Genomic DNA, 15,374 nt, shown 5'->3' with positions numbered 1-15,374 from the left:
TGCTAGCTTTACATTTCGTTATATAGATTGAGTTTTTAACGCCAACTTACTTACACCTAATATTATTTAATAGCCAAGAAAGACTTTACCCAAAAACCACAATAAAAATTTTTCAAATCTTGTCAATTCTGGGTGGTATAAATCCAATAACAAAACCACTCTTTCTTTATCACTTTTATTCCATGCTTCATGTTCAAAACTATGATCGAAAAATAAAGTTTGCCCTTCAGTCCAACTCCGCGTTTCACTTCCGACCCTAATGCCACAATTTTCTGGAATTATTAATCCCAATTGACAGGTAAGATCAATATTTGAAGCATCGTGATGTGGGGGTAAAGAAACTCCTGGTTTTAAAACTAGAAATACAACCTGCCCAAAAGGAATCACAAAAGATTCCAAATTAGACACAATTTTTACTGTTCTCGGAAATATAGAACGGGCTGCTTTAGTAAATTTACCTTCTTTCCATAACACAAATTCTCCCCAGTCATCTTCCTTAAGATCCGGATGTACGTCACTGAACTCGCATCTTGAAACTAAACTATGTTTATTCAAACGATTACTTGACCACTCATGTTCTATATCTTTCGCACCTTTTTCGAGCCTGTCGGATACAAATTTTAAAACGTGGTAATCACAACATTCATACCAAGGTTTAGAAGTGATGCCAAGATATAAAAGCTCGTTTGGTTTTTGATGCGGGTTACAATCTTCATTATTTATATCTATTAGTCCAAAATAAAATTTTATTGATTTTTCAAATCTAGAAATATTACTTTTAGGAAATAAGAAATTTAACATTGCCAATAGTGAAAAAAGTATTTTGAGTCTTCTATTATCAGACTCAGACAAAATCTGCTGACGTGGCAGAGATTGCTTATATTCTGGCAAAATTGAATCTTCTAGTATCGTCATTTTTATTTACCTCTATTGCAAAGTTGCTTTTTTCGACGTGATAGCTGTATTTTGGTTTTCTGCAAAGTTAAGAATTATCCTTAACTCTGTTTTTCACGAATTTCCAGTTAATTATTACTGGCGAATTTGCTTTTTTCGGTTAACAGATGCTTTTTGTTTTTCTGCTCTACCACGAATTTCTTTAAAAGAATCTTTTTGGCTTTGATCCTGAATTAAATAGTTAGCTAAAGAACTGATATTTGGGTATTTGAACAAATCAGTAATTAAGACATTTTTAGGAAAAAGTTGTTGCAGTTTACTTTGAACTTGGAGGGTAAGTAATGAATGACCACCTAAATCAAAGAAATTGTCATTCATTCCTACTGTTTCTAGGTGAAGAACTTCCTGCCAAATACTTGCAATTGTTTTCTCAACCTCGTTGCGAGGTGCAACATAAGCAAAGGCTAAATCTGAACTTAAATCCTTTGGTATTGGCAAAGACCGACGATCTAATTTACCATTTGGACTTGACGGTAAAGCGTTAAGCGCTATAAAGCTAGAAGGAACCATATATTCGGGTAAGTGTTCCTTTAAATAGTCTCTTAGGCTTTGGGCTAAGTTTCTTGGGTGAATACGTTGATTGCTCCCAAACTCAGAAAAAAGTCTCTCATAAAAAGGTGTTTGCTTGAATACTCTTTGATGGTGATAGGATTTGTGTTCAAATTCAGTTATTTCTCCATTCCTCTTAATTAATCGTCCTTTAATCTCGTAATCTGGGTTTAGATTGTTATCAGACAGTGTTCCTTTACAAAAAGCTTGAATTGTATCTCCTGCGGATACTTGAATGCCAGGATAAAACATCGGAAAGTAAACTGGTAACCAATTACATTCATGTTCGAGAATATCTATTATTTCTCCTTGAATAGTCTCCAAGCTTAACCATAGTAAAAAGCCATCTAATCTGGAATCTTTATTAATAGTAAAACTTATTTTATGACAGTATGCTGGTGTAACAAACTTTGTAAAATCTAAATTTTCAAAATTCTCTACATTGGATATGATATTTGATTGAGGAAATTTCTTAATACATAATCTCAAATCAAATGGATACCCAACTTCTTTAAAAACTTGCTCAGTATAGTATGCTGTTAGCTCAGTAAATCTTGGATTATCTAATAATTCATCAGGAAGACAAGCAGCAGCAATTTGAGTGTTACCTTTAAAGGGTATCATGACACCATCTTGTTTTAAAAATCTTCTAGCATCATTAAGAATTACTGCCACACCTTCAGAACCAGCTATTGTCCCCATGATTTCTGAGACACATACATCAGCCAACTCTGGTAAATTAACTTGGGTTGCATCTCCATAAAGTAAAGTTATTTTGTCTGACAAGCCTAAGTTATTGATATTAGCTTCTGCTTGACGATATGCTTCCTCACCCATCTCAATTGCATAGACTTTCTTAGCACCTGCTTCTACACAGAATCTCGACAATATCGCATCTTTTCCCGTACCAATTTCAACAACTACTTTATCTTTTACTAACTGATTTATAGCGACTTTATAACTATGATTCCTCAGATGATCATTGGTCATAGCGTAGTACAACAACTCGTCGTAGACTGGGTATTCTCCTACAGATGGCCATAGTTCTATTTGGTCTTTCTGTTGGTTGTCCTGTTGACTTAATAGGTTGCTCTGTCTTTTTTCAGGAACAATATAAGCTACCAAGCGCTTATTTCCAGACATATTTTCACTGTCCATAACCACACTCTCTTGCACTTCTGAGTGTTGATTCAACAATGCCTCAATTTCGCCTAGTTCGATGCGGAAGCCACGAATTTTTACTTGATAGTCAATACGCCCTAAAAACTCAATGTTTCCATCTAATCGGGAGCGAACTAAGTCGCCTGTCTGATAAAGACGCGCTCCTGGTTCTGTACTATAGGGATTTGGTATAAACTTTTCTGCTGTTAATTCCGGTCGGTTGCGGTAGCCTCTTGCTACACCCACACCTCCAATATAAAGTTCTCCTGGAACACCTATCGGAACCAATTCCAGAGATGAATCTAGTATATAGGTCTGAATGTTATTAATTGGTTTTCCAATCGGCAACTCACATCCTACAGTTTTAATATCTGTTACTGCCGATAAATCGCACACTGTCGCAGAAATTGTCGTTTCTGTAGGGCCGTAGCAATTAACGAGTCGCACTTGTTCCCCTACCTGTTGCTGCCATATTTTCAACCGAGAGGGTTCAGCTTTTTCGCCACCAATGAGAACTAATCGCACTGCTGCGGGTAGTACTAAATTTCCTATAGACAGTTCATCTGTTAGCTGATGCCAAAAGCTAGTGGGCAAGTCGAGTACTGTCAGTCCCAAGTTATTACATTGATACAGGAACTCCGATATGGAACTCAACATTTGATCAGTTCGTAGTATTAGGGTAGCGCCTTGCACCAAACACGAAAAGATTTCTTCGGCAGCTACATCAAAACTGATTGAAGTAAATTGTAGAATGCGATCGCTCGACTTCAATGCAAAGTCTATACATGCAGTATTAATATAAGTACTCAAGGAGCGATGCTGAATCATTACCCCTTTGGGTGTTCCCGTTGAACCAGATGTATAAATTAAATAGGCAAGGTTTTCAGGTTGTGTCTGATTAATCGGGTTCTCTTGGCTATTATCAGCAATGGTTTGCCAGTCTGTATCTAAGCAAATGGTTTGAGATTCATGTTCGGGGAGTATGTCCAATTGTACTGATGTAGTTAGTAAAACTGACACTTGGGCATCCTTTAACATCAAAGCGAGGCGTTCTTTTGGATAGGCCGGATCTAGAGGCACATACGCACCTCCGGCTTTGAGGATTGCCAACAGTCCGATCGCCATTTCTAAAGAGCGTTGTATACAAATACCAACTCGCACTTCTGGCCCAACTCCAAGGGCTTTTAGATAATGTGCTAGCTGATTCGCACGCTGGTTCAATTCTCTGTAAGTTAAATGCTGGTTTTGAAATACCACTGCGATCGCATTTGGTGTTCGCTCTACTTGTGCTTCAAACAGTTGATGAATGCATTGTTCGGAGGAATTTGGAATTGGAGATTGATTCCTACCAAGTTGTAGTAACTCCTGACAATCTGCCGCACTCAATAGTGGTAAGTTAGATAGCCGCGCTTGAGGATGAGCAGCAATGCCTGAGAGCAAATTCTGAAAATGCCTCAGCATTCGGCTGATGGTTGCAGTATCAAATAGGTCAGTATTGTAATAGAAGGATGCCGCCACTTCTTGCTCTGTAATTTCAATAGACAGGCTCAAATCAAACTGCGCTGTTTCTGTTTCTATTTTTAACAAGCTCAATGCCAAACCAGGTATTTCTGGTAACTGCGAGTAATCTTGGACATTGAACATGACTTGAAACAGCGGTGTCCGACTTGTATCTCGCTCTGGTTGCACTGCTTCTACCAGTTGATCAAAGGGCAAATCTTGGTGTGTGTAAGCCCCTAAAGCTACGTTTTTTACCCGCGTCAGCAACTCATCAAAAGTCGGGTTGCCGCTCATATCTGTACGTAGTACTAAGGTATTGACAAAAAAGCCAATTAACCGTTTAATTTCATCACGATTACGGTTGGCGACGGGTGTTCCGACAGCAATATCATCTTGTCCGGTATAACGATAGAGGAAAGTCTGAAATGTTGCCAGTAGCAACATGAATACAGTTACACCTTCTTGACGAGCGATCGCTTTGAGTTGGTCTAGCAGAGTTTTGGGCAACTCAATAGATTGTTGAGCGCCATGTGAGGTTTGCACCGCCGGTCTTGGTCGGTCAGTAGGTAGTTTTAATGCTGCTGGTATACCCTCAAGTTGTTGCTTCCAATAAGAGAGTTGGGTTTGCAGAACTTCCCCTTCTAACCATTGTCGCTGCCAGTGTGCAAAGTCTTTGTATTGAATAGAAATTTCCGCTAAAGGTGAAGCACTTCTGGTTAAGAATGCTTGGTAAAGTAATGCAATCTCTTGTAAAAAGACTTCAGTAGACCAGCCATCAGAGATGATGTGGTGCATCTCCAGCAAAAGAATATTCTCTTGCTCTGCTAGGCGCAAAAGTTTAGCACGTAATAATGGCCCGTGCGTTAGGTCAAAAGGTCGTTGACTTTCTTGAGTCAATAATTTTTGAACTGCAACATTGCTCTGTAATTCTATATTTATTACTGATAAAGATAATTTTAGGGAAGAAGCAATAATTTGTACTGGCTGTCCGTTGACTGTTGTAAATGTGGTTCTTAAAGTCTCATGTCGCCGGATAATCTCATTCAGACTTTGTTCTAGTAAAACAATGTCAAGCTGACCTTTGAGATTAACAGCTAAGGAAATATTGTAAGCTGGGTTGCCTGGTTCTAATCGGTCGAGGAACCATAGTCGCTGCTGGGCAAAAGATAGAGGATATACATCAGCTGGCTGAACTTGGCTAAGAGACTTTGAGGGGATGAAAGCTGCTGCTGTCATTTGAGCCAATATTTTGGTGATGAGCGATCGCGTACTCATCCCTTCAAAAAAGTCTGCTACGGATACTTCTACCTCTAAATCAACCTCAATCCTATTTTTCAACTCAAATACTTTTAAAGAATCAAGTCCCAGTGTGTTTAATGGTTCTTCAGTATTAATATCATCTATTGCAATTGAAAGTACTCCCGCCAAAAGTTCAATTAAATAAGATTCTAGAATCGGTTGACACTCCCTTGGGGAAAGCGCCAAAAGTTCAGAACGCTGTAATTGAGTTTCCTTTCTGGCAATATCACTAATCTTGAGAATGTCACTTTCAACTACATTCAGTTCACCATTTTCAAACTGAATGCGAGTTGCACGACGTTGAATCTTACCGCTAGAAGTTTTAGAAATACTACCCGGTTTAATTAAAACTACGCCATAAACTTGTACTTCATGTTCCTCGGTAATTGCTTGCCGAATTGCATTAACCACTTCTGCAAAATTTGGCTTGGCGCGAAACTCTAATTCTTGTACAACTACAAGCCTTTCTTCGTTGTTAACCTCTACTGTAAATGCTGCATTAGCACCGGAACGTAAGGATGAATGACTGCGTTCTACGGTTAATTCGATATCTTGCGGGTAAAGATTGCGACCGCGAATAATAATTAAATCTTTTGCTCTACCTGTAATGAAAAGCTCACCATTGTCCAAAAAGCCTAAGTCACCAGTCCGTAAAAACGGCCCCTCTTTTGTGTCTTTCAGATAGGCATGGAATGTTTGCTCTGTTTCTTCTTCCCGATTCCAGTAACCCTTACCAACACTCAGTCCAGATACCCAGATTTCGCCAACTTCATCTGATGAACAGCGAGTTAATATTTCAGGATTAACAATGACAATCTGCTGTTGAGGAATAGTTTCACCACAACTGACAAAGCTTTGAATATCTTGACTCTGGGCGGTTGCTTCAACTATTTGGTTCTCTGAAAGTGCAGATTTCTCTACAGTTTTTACTTGGGCTAAGGCTGTTTTGATCCCACCAGAAACTATTAAAGTTGCTTCCGCCATACCGTAACAGGGGTAGAATGCTTCCGGACGAAAGCCACACTCTGCAAAAGTGGTTGCAAATAGCTCAAGAGTATCTCGCCGGACTGGTTCAGCACCGTTAAACGCAACACTCCAACTACTCAAGTCAAGAGTTTCTTTTTGTTCTTGAGTAATCCTTTGAACACATAGTTCATAGGCAAAGTTGGGGCCACCACTCGTTGTACCTTTGTAGCGAGAAATTGCTTGCAACCAGCGGTAAGGTCTTTGCAGAAAAGATGCTGGCGACATTAAGATGCAAGGAAAAGCACCATATAAAGGTTGCAAAATCCCACCAATCAACCCCATATCATGGTAAGCAGGTAGCCAGGATACAAACTTGCTGCTGGGTGAATGTTCCATCATTTGGTAGGTTACAGCGGCATTGTGCAGCAGGTTGCCATGACTGAGCATGACTCCCTTTGGTGTGCCTGTAGAACCCGATGTGTATTGCAGAAAGGCTAAGGTATCCCCATTAATTGCTGGTTGTTGCCAAGAATCTTCTATACCCTGGGCGATGTTGTCAGTTGTCAGCCAGTGAAAATTTCCCTGTTTTGTTTGTGGTGTGAGTATTGATTGTAATGTGGGGAGCATTGCTGTTGTGGTGAGAGCAACACTGGCCTGTGCATCTATGCTAATAGCTTGTATTCTGGGCGTTTTACGTTGATTGCGAGGCGGATAAGCTGGAACTGCCACTACCCCAGCATATAGACAACCAAAAAATGCTATTAGGTAATCCAGTCCAGGAGGATACAGTAATATGGCACGTTCTCCACTCAAACCAAGAGCTTGGAGTTGAGCTGCTACAGCCCGACTGCGGCGATCCAATTCATGGTAAGTCAGTGTTAATTCCTGAGTCTCTCCATCTTCAAGGAAAGTAAAGGCTTGTGTGTGCGGCATGTTGCAGCTGCGATCGCGCAGAATATCAACGATAGTCGCACACTGAGAGGGAATTTGTTGAAAGTTATTGAGAATTTGGGTCATTATTACGCCTTGGTTGATCAGATGCAGGCAAACAATAGTGGCAAAATTAATATCACACTCACTCTTGGCTGAACAAGGGTTTGAGTCAGTTGTTGTAGGTATCTTAGTTTAAAAACCCACTTACCAAACCTTAAACAAACATACCTCTTTCTTGCTCACGGTGGTGTTTTTACAGAATTATCTAATTCTATTGGGAAAAATCTTGAACAGACCTGAATGCTGCTCTAGGTAAGACAGGGCGAAATCAGTAAGTCAGCCATGCAAGCTTTGATATTGCCATTTATTTTCATTTAGACTTTCTTACATTACTAGGAATTGTGGCATTTGGCAATCCTGTAATTAATAGCGAATAATTATCAATATTTGAAAGATGTGTCATTTTAGACTATTGTCAAAATATTCTATGACTTTTGATAGATGTCAACACCTGGAAACAGCCTGCGGCTTTCAACGAAGAGGCAGGAGGCAGGGAAGCAGGGGAAATTACCCCATGCTCCTGCTGTGGAATTAATGATCAATTATTTCCTCGACTTCTTCCGTTTTTTTCTTTTCTCCTCCTTAAATTACTTGACGAATACCCTTATGAGTTATGGTTTCGCCTTTATGAGCACGTTGTAGAAATTCCTCGCGGACGCTTTATGGAGTTGATGGTGCTGTCAAAGGGTAGAGCGCAGACGTCGCAATATCTATATCATGCAAAATTTGCATGTTCAGCCAATGTTTCATGAAAAACTCCACGCCCAATGCCCAAAGGCGGCAATTCCTCTCCACCCACAAGCTGTGTATACACCGTAGCCACCCACAAGGAGATAGAGTTTCCTGCCGACTTTCAATGAATTATGTTTGTTGTATGGCTTTTTCCATACTTTTGCGAAGGCTAAGAGGACGCATATCAGTCCACACTTGTTTGATGTATTCTAAGCATTCCTGTTTTAAACCACTTTTGCCAACTCCTCGCCAACCATAGGGAATTTCTCGGTATTCGGGCCAAATAGAATATTGTTCTTCTTCGTTGATTACAACTTGATAAATTGTGGTATCTTCTTCATTCTGACTCATGATTTTCTCCTAGTAAACAATTCAAAATTCAACAAATACACCTTTCTTGACTGAAAAAGCAGCGATGCTAAAATTTTAAAACTAGAGGAATGCCGATCGCTCGCGCATCTAATATATTCCTCTGCATATAATTATCAAAGTTCAACTGTAGACATGGGGAAGTTCCCTGCTCAACTTGCACTACTCCATTCTCTACTAGGAGTGCCAGAGGTTGAGTTAGAGGGTAAGTATGAGTAACAGTTACCTCTATTCCTGTCATTTTTCTCAGTCCTAGTGGATGAGACACAAACTGTTTTTGGAAGTTAGGAAAGTTTTTTAATAAAGTTGGTAAGGCGATCGCATCAGGAATGACAAAGCATAAAGGTTCAGTTTGGGTGACTAAATTATCACTGGAAAAACTTAATAATAGTTCTGTCTTTTGGGGTTGCAATCGCCGAAATTCCTCCTCAAACGAGGATGTGGCGCGAGACTGCTGGTGCAGAGCAATCCCAAATGGAGAGATTTGTGTTTGTTGCCAATGCGATCGCCCTAAAAGGTCTAGACCTGTGCGGACAGCATAGATTTCAGCGGCGACTTCATCCTCAACCCAAATGAACTCTAGATAAAAGTTCTCAAAAAAGAGAATCTGTGAGGCTGTACCTCGTTCCATCTGCTGTACAGCAGGACTGGCAAACATCAACCCTGCTTGCTCAAAGAACTCAACTTTAGGTGCATCCTCAACACAAATAAAAATGTGGTCAACTTCTAGCAAGGAATTATTTGTCGAAATTAGTAACTGAGTCTTCATGTAAAAATTCGCACCCTTGATATAAAAACACACAAATTCAATAATTCAGTTCAAACTCTGTCTACACAAGGTATTGTGATGATTTTTCTGATACACCTAAATCTGAATTTGCTGTTGAACTGGATAAGCGGCAGATGACTTTAGTAATCTTTGCTACCAGAAAACAGTACAATGTGCCAACTTAAATTTGTGTCTGAATCAATAAGAATGGTAATTTTTATTGATTCAGGCAAGCCTCCTGATAATGCAAAAACTATGCCAGCATTTTTACTAAATATTGAAATAATTAGTAATTATTCTCAGTTAACAAGTAAATGGGATTTTTTGTCAAGTCTTTAGTTGTTAGTTGTCAGCATGGGTATCTTGCTCCGGTTCCCTTCCTTTTGCAGGTTAAATCTTACCAGCTACCAGACACTCAGCTTTTGTGTGATATCAAGTCCGGTTAATCACTTATGATTACCGCATTTGTGCAAAAATCGGAAAAGCCTCTTTCCCCCTGCTCCCAGCCCCCAGCAAGAACTGCGTTCTAAATGAAAAGTCTTTAGCCGGACACAATATAAGTCTAATTTCCAGATTTTCCTGCTTTTAAAATAAAATGAATAAGATAGTGTACTTAGTGCAGGAAGTCTAGCTACAACTGAGTGAGATTATGCTCACAATTTTGTGTATGTTCTATCTGTAATCCAAAATAGCTGAGTTCTTCGCCAATGGATGTGGAAATTCACAATGGTAAAATCAAATCACAAGGATACAAAAGATACAATTATTACTCGTTTTGATTACGAACTTCTCACTCCAGAGCAGCGGACATTAGTTGAACAGCGGACAACAGAAATCCGAGAGCAGCTACGGCGGACTGCCCAAGACATTTGGGAGATTGGGCAACGATTGGCAGAAGTGCGTTCTAAACTGAAGCATGGGCAGTTTGATACTTGGTTGAAAGCAGAATTTGGTTGGAGCCGTCGAACAGCATACAACTTTATTAATGTGTATGAAACCTTTGGCAACCGTGCAAATCTTTCACAAATTGACATTGCTACCTCCGCTTTGTATCTACTTGCTGCACCCTCCACACCTCAAAAACTGCGGGAGCAGTATCTAGAAGAAGCGAAAACTGGTAGGCGCATCACTCACAAAGATTTAGTCCAAACTATTAAACATCAGCAACAAGAAAAAACTGATTCGACAACTACATTAGAAGAGGGAGTCAAGCCAGAAAATATTGTCATCTTACCAAAATCCATCCAAAAAGAGAATTATCCATCCCCAATTATTGAGGTTCCTGTCACTTATGTAGAGACATCACCTGAAGCTACTGTTAAGAGCCAATTTCGTTGGTGGCGTTTAGGACAGCAGCACCGATTATTTCATGGTGATACAGCTTCACCAGAGTTTTTTGCTAAAATCCCTCCAGTCACTTTAGCTGTTGCTGTGACTTCAGATGATTGGGATCATGATTGGCTGATTGAAGAAGCGGCAACATTGATCATTCTGCAACCTTCTGGCTTGCAAGCAAACACCCTTGAGCAGTTAGTTACCATGTTTTCGCAGCCAGGAGACTTAGTAGTATTTCCCTGGCTGCCTCAAGAAGATATGATCGCGATCGCTCATAATTTACAGCGACGAGTAATTGCTGGAGATCCATCACTGCAATTGTGCTATCGGGCAATTGTCGGATCAGGATTGAGTGCGGAAGAAGTTTGAAAATGGGGAATGGGGGATTATACCAGAATCTGGTACAAATAGTTAGCTAGATGATTTTGTGGGAAAACCATTATTTCACAGATCGCTTTTAGGAATTTCCTCACGAAATTCTATAACCAATTGCATAGTTTCCACTACCAAATCACGTAAATCCCGATTGAGCGCTACAGCGCCTTGAGACCCAAACCAACGGTCAAAAATAGTGACATATTTCTGATTACCATTGACAAATCCTTGCATGAACTTGACCAGAGAATAGTTGACTGTATCCAAGAATTTCGAGTTATTTTCTGGCACCATGCAAGCGATACCTTCTTGTGAATAGGGGCGAGGGGGTACGATCGCAAAAGCATCTGGATTTTTTTGCTGTTGCAGCCATCCCTCTAAAAGAATGCTATCGGACGAGAAACCATCAATAGTACCTTCTTGCAAAGCTGTGTATCCCTCTGCCCTAGTTTTAAAATACACCAATTTAGCTTGGGGTTGCACACGAGCGATCGCCTGCTCATTTGTGGTTCCTGCCAGCACACCAATTCGCTTACCAATAAGGGATTCAGAGGAACCTAGATTACTTCCTTTCTTAACTAATAATTGGGTTCCAGTCACACCGTAGCTAACAGAAAAGTCTACTTTTTTATCTCGCTTCCAGGTAAAACTACTAGCATCACACACAATATCAACTTGTTGATTAACTATTTTAGTAATCCGCTCAGAAGGGCTAAGACCAACTAGTTGCAGTTTAATTTTTTTATCTAAGTCTTTTTCTAATTTCTCTTTAATCAGAGTCAGCATATCTACAGAATAGCCATTTAACTTTCCTTGACTATCCACATAGGCAAAAGGTAGCGCATCTCTACTAGTACCAGCTGTTAATACCCCTGTTCTAGCTACTTTTTCCATCACAGTCTCAGCAGCTACCATATTAGGTATGAGCGTCGCAAATATGAGACTTAAAATAGGAATAGCAATTTTTTCATACATAAGCTTTAAGAATAGGTCGTTTTTTCAAAAATCAAATCTGATTTATATATCAAGCATCGAGAAGGTATCACTATCGAGTACATAGTAAGGTTATCTAGTAACTATTCTTTACATTAGTGCTTTTTCATCACTCTGTAGGATTTACGCAAAACTACATGAGGTAGAGGCAATACCCTGCGAGTTCGCTGAAAGCATTCTCGTAAGAGTAGCTACTAAGCGAACATGGGAGAGGTTCTTTTCCTGCCTTCTTCTCGTTGATTTTTTCAAAAATATAATCGGATTGCTATAGCTGTTTTAAAATACTATTTACATCTAAGGGTGCTGAAGGCATGATTACTAAACCCAAGATTTTCATTGATGGCGAATCAGGAACCACAGGCTTACAAATTTACTCACGTCTCAACCAACGGGATGATATCGAGTTAGTTAGCATTGAGGAATCTAAACGTAAAGATGCATCTGAGCGAGCTAAACTAATCAATGCCGTCGATGTTGTTATTCTCTGCCTACCTGATGATGCAGCCCTTGAAGCTGTTAGCTTGGTAACTAGTACTACGGTTAAGATCCTTGATGCTAGTACTGCCCATCGCACAGCTAAGAACTGGGTATATGGTTTCCCTGAACTAAATCCAGGACAGCGAGAGAAAATCGCCAGCGCCCAGTTTGTGAGCAATCCTGGCTGTTATCCTACAGGATTCTTGGCTTGTATCCGTCCGTTGATTGCCAAGGGACTCCTGAACAGCAATTTTCCCATCACCGTTAATGCAGTGTCAGGTTACTCTGGCGGTGGGAAGAATCTCATCAAACAGTACCATACCTTCCACGAGCAACAAGCCGGAGCAGAGTCACTCTATCCCTATGGGATCTATGGGTTGCGGTTTGGGCATAAGCACGTCAAAGAAATGCATTATTACTCAGGGTTAGCATCACCGCCGCTGTTCGTACCGGCAGTAGGGGATTTTGAGCAGGGGATGCTGGTACAAGTGCCTTTGCCGCTGGGAACTTTGGATAATCCACCATCAGGTGAAGTTATTCATCAAGCGATCGCTAACTACTACCAAAGTGAAAAATTTGTGCAGGTTGCTCCATACCAAGATTCTACTCTGCTGCGAGACGGAATATTTTTGGATGCGATGTCTACGACGGGCTACGCCTACGCAATCAAAAACACCAATATTGTTCAGGTTTTTGTATTCGCCAATGACACTACCAAAGAAGTGTTGCTAGTTGCTCGTCTTGACAACCTGGGTAAGGGCGCATCAGGAGCCGCCGTCCAAAACCTAAACATCATGCTCGGTTTTCCAGAAGAGTTGGGATTATGAAAAAGGCATAGGGAGTGGGGAGTAATGAGTGCTGAATGCTGAGTCATGAGTGCTGAGTGGGAAATCTCACTTTTTTACTCAGAACTCGGAACTGGCTCAACGCCCCACTAACGAAACTGTTTTCCCAATGCCCAATGCCCAATGCCCAATGCCCAATGCCCAATGCCCAATGCCCCATGCCCCATGCCCCATGCCCCATGCCCCATGCCCCATGCCCATTATGTTGATTTTTCTTGCAGTTTCTCAAGCAACTGAATAACACTATGCTCAAATCCTCTATTTCGCTCTTGAACTGATTCAATCAACGGTTTATTAAAAAGATTAATGACATAGTTACCTAATTGAATACCTAGAGGTCTTAAATGTCCACCTGCAAAACTTTTCCGAAAATCTTGAGGTGGCTTTTGCAGAATATTAGTAAACCATTCACAGGTTGATTTAGCAATATTGTCTGACTTGAAACAGACTAAACCCATGATATTAAATAGCCCACTATCCTTGATTAAATTCTGGGTTTCTTCAACAGTTGGTTTCACACCCCAACCCAAATTATCGATGATATCCGCTAAAAATTGAGGACGAATTGCACTCCCTGTGTCAGCAATAGCAGGTGCTAATAGGATAGAAACCTGCCCTTTAATAAAGACACTATTAAATTTGATATCCTTATGCACATAAGTATAAATTAAGTTTTTAACTTCAGCAGTTTTTCGCGTTAGTTCCTCAAAGAGAATGTTAATGTCTGCAACGACACTTTTTATCTGTGACTCATCGGAAGTATGAGACAGCAGATTACGAATAAACTGTTCTCTATGTTGAGGATTTGGAGGTAGAGCAGTAAATCCTTCTAACAAAGAGATATATTTACAACCAAGGCTATGTCCAATCCAAGAAAAGTTCTTATCATCTAGATAGGCTTCATAATCATATCCTGCAACACTTGCCATTTTTACAAGCTCTGGCAGAATTTCATACTGCTCTCTCATGAGAAAACCAGCTTCTACATAATGATTAAAAGTAAAATTAAAAGGCAGAAGGATAATTGTATATCCCTGCTCGAATAAACATTGAAGCAAATAGCGATAGAAAAGCATGGGGCCAAAAGTACCAAAGAAAGCCCCAGCAATAAATTGAATTACTCCTTTAGGCTGTGGATGTAGAGCAACCCAACTGTGAGAAACAGGTTTAAATCTCAGTTTCAAATTTGTATTTACCATAACTTAGCAATGAGTACATCTCATTTTGGTAGGTGTATACTTAATCTCCAAACTGAAGTTGCTGCTTTTCGGATACTTTAAGAGGATGTTTGAAAAGTATCGTTATTAACTCAAATGCCTCGAAACCTAATTCCCTAACTCCTTCCCTATGGGGAAATTGGGGTTTTCAAGCCTCTATCCTGCAAAGAAAGAGGTTTCGAGTATATTTGTTGACTTTCCAAATATCTCTAACCAGATTTTTTTGCACTAAAACTCTCAAGACTATTTCATTCCCAAAAATTAAAGAAAATGTAGCAGTGAATATCAGTAAGTTTATTGTTGAGAGCATCTTAAAAACTCAAATTTTCCCCTATGCCTTGATTCTCCAACGCTAGGCACAACGCGCTTTGAAGTGATTCCCAGCACTCTTTTTTTGTTCACACTGTTGACATAGTTGATGATGACACGTTATAAACTGTGAAGAAAAATAAATCAGTCTGCCTAATCCACTATATTCCCTGAAAAATTTTGTGAGTAAGGTTAAACCGGAGCGGAGGAACCAAGTTTGGGGCGTATTTTGAAGAAAGTTAGAGTTAAGAGTGAGGAGTTAAAAGTTACTAAATAGATGACTCATAATTCATAACTCACAACTTATAACTTTTTCAAGAAGGACATCTCTCAGTCCTAGCCCGTCAGCTAACTTCGTCGGCATTGAGAAGAGACTGAACGAGAAGCATTCTTACAAGTAATGCCTTGTTCTCGTCAGTGTCCTTTGGCTGGTAACTTTGTGGTTCGTTGTGCCTGCCCTCGGCCTTGAGAGAGGATAACAATATCTTGATTTCTGGCGTCTGAGGTAGGATTATTTGCCTTGAGGTGAAA

The 15,374-nt window shown here is 40.0% G+C and carries 8 protein-coding genes and 1 riboswitch; of the genes, 2 read left to right on the top strand and 6 right to left on the bottom strand.

From position 1 onward, the window contains the following. Positions 1 to 66: 66 nt before the first annotated feature. The 4 genes from ABF638_RS05450 to ABF638_RS05435 all read right to left on the bottom strand — a co-directional run bounded on the left by ABF638_RS05450 (position 67) and on the right by ABF638_RS05435 (position 9,292). Positions 67 to 915, bottom strand: coding sequence for an aspartyl/asparaginyl beta-hydroxylase domain-containing protein (locus ABF638_RS05450; RefSeq protein WP_435020926.1), 849 nt, complete (start codon positions 913 to 915; stop codon positions 67 to 69). Between the two features lie 114 nt (positions 916 to 1,029). Continuing rightward, a complete protein-coding gene (locus ABF638_RS05445) occupies positions 1,030 to 7,446 on the bottom strand; it encodes an amino acid adenylation domain-containing protein (protein ID WP_435020924.1) in 6,417 nt (2,138 codons plus the stop codon). A gap of 837 nt (positions 7,447 to 8,283) precedes the next feature. After that, a complete protein-coding gene (locus tag ABF638_RS05440) occupies positions 8,284 to 8,505 on the bottom strand; it encodes an MbtH family protein (RefSeq protein WP_435020922.1) in 222 nt (73 codons plus the stop codon). A gap of 67 nt (positions 8,506 to 8,572) precedes the next feature. Next, the gene (locus ABF638_RS05435) at positions 8,573 to 9,292 is read right to left on the bottom strand and encodes a VOC family protein (RefSeq protein WP_435020920.1); all 720 of its coding nucleotides are present in this window, start codon (positions 9,290 to 9,292) and stop codon (positions 8,573 to 8,575) included. 726 nt (positions 9,293 to 10,018) lie between these two features. Here ABF638_RS05435 and ABF638_RS05430 point away from each other — a divergent pair. After that, on the top strand, positions 10,019 to 10,996 hold the full coding sequence (locus ABF638_RS05430) for a DUF3102 domain-containing protein (protein ID WP_435020918.1): 978 nt from the start codon (positions 10,019 to 10,021) through the stop codon (positions 10,994 to 10,996). A 75-nt stretch (positions 10,997 to 11,071) separates the two neighbouring features. Here ABF638_RS05430 and ABF638_RS05425 read toward each other — a convergent pair whose 3' ends face one another. After that, a complete protein-coding gene (locus ABF638_RS05425; protein WP_435020916.1) occupies positions 11,072 to 11,977 on the bottom strand; it encodes an amino acid ABC transporter substrate-binding protein in 906 nt (301 codons plus the stop codon). 332 nt (positions 11,978 to 12,309) lie between these two features. Here ABF638_RS05425 and argC point away from each other — a divergent pair, with 332 nt between their 5' ends. Beyond that, positions 12,310 to 13,299 (top strand): N-acetyl-gamma-glutamyl-phosphate reductase, encoded by a 990-nt coding sequence (gene argC, locus ABF638_RS05420; protein WP_435020979.1) that lies wholly within the window; start codon positions 12,310 to 12,312, stop codon positions 13,297 to 13,299. Between the two features lie 218 nt (positions 13,300 to 13,517). Here argC and ABF638_RS05415 read toward each other — a convergent pair whose 3' ends face one another. Then, complete coding sequence (locus ABF638_RS05415; protein WP_435020914.1) at positions 13,518 to 14,516, bottom strand: DUF1350 family protein; 999 nt, start codon at positions 14,514 to 14,516, stop codon at positions 13,518 to 13,520. 506 nt (positions 14,517 to 15,022) lie between these two features. After that, positions 15,023 to 15,221: riboswitch (cyclic di-AMP (ydaO/yuaA leader) on the top strand. The last annotated feature ends 153 nt before the right edge of the window (positions 15,222 to 15,374 follow it).

The organism is Nostoc sp. CALU 1950, from assembly GCF_051172895.1.
GTDB lineage: Bacteria > Cyanobacteriota > Cyanobacteriia > Cyanobacteriales > Nostocaceae > Nostoc > Nostoc edaphicum_A.
This window is presented reverse-complemented; position numbering and strand designations above follow the sequence as displayed.